The organism is Gluconobacter sp. P1D12_c (genome assembly GCF_018812105.1).
In the GTDB taxonomy this organism is placed as follows: Bacteria; Pseudomonadota; Alphaproteobacteria; order Acetobacterales; family Acetobacteraceae; genus Gluconobacter; species Gluconobacter oxydans_A.
Window position 1 is genome coordinate 1 of sequence record NZ_JACSIQ010000724.1, and the last position, 389, is coordinate 389.

Sequence of the window (389 nt, forward strand, 5' to 3'; positions counted from 1 at the left end):
CCTTCATCACGCTTAGTGAAAAGCTCATCATCACGCTTAGTGAAAAGCTCAGCATCATTGATGACACGCTTCTTCATCATCTTCAGAGATCCATCAGACTGATCTCGAACGATCCGAAGCCTCTCATCATTAAGAGACCCCTTGATCTCCTTAAACGATCCGTACCTCTGTATCAGTGGCGTATTGAGTGTCTCATTATAGAACCACTCAAGATGGCCATCCTCCATCGTCTCAATATCGTTCGGATTAGTCACATATTTTGTGACCTCATCAACTGACTCAAGAGTTCCCGCATCCTTAACAATGCACGAGATCCTCTCACGACCATCAGCAAGAAAATCCTGCCAGCCGTTCCGGATCAAATACGGCAGATCAAAGAGGATAGTCAT

Annotated in this window: 1 protein-coding gene; it reads right to left on the reverse strand. The window is 45.2% G+C overall.

The window, feature by feature from the left end; translation table 11 throughout:
• A partial coding sequence (locus KP705_RS18915) for a hypothetical protein (RefSeq protein WP_215765424.1) occupies positions 1-389 on the reverse strand: 389 nt, incomplete at both ends.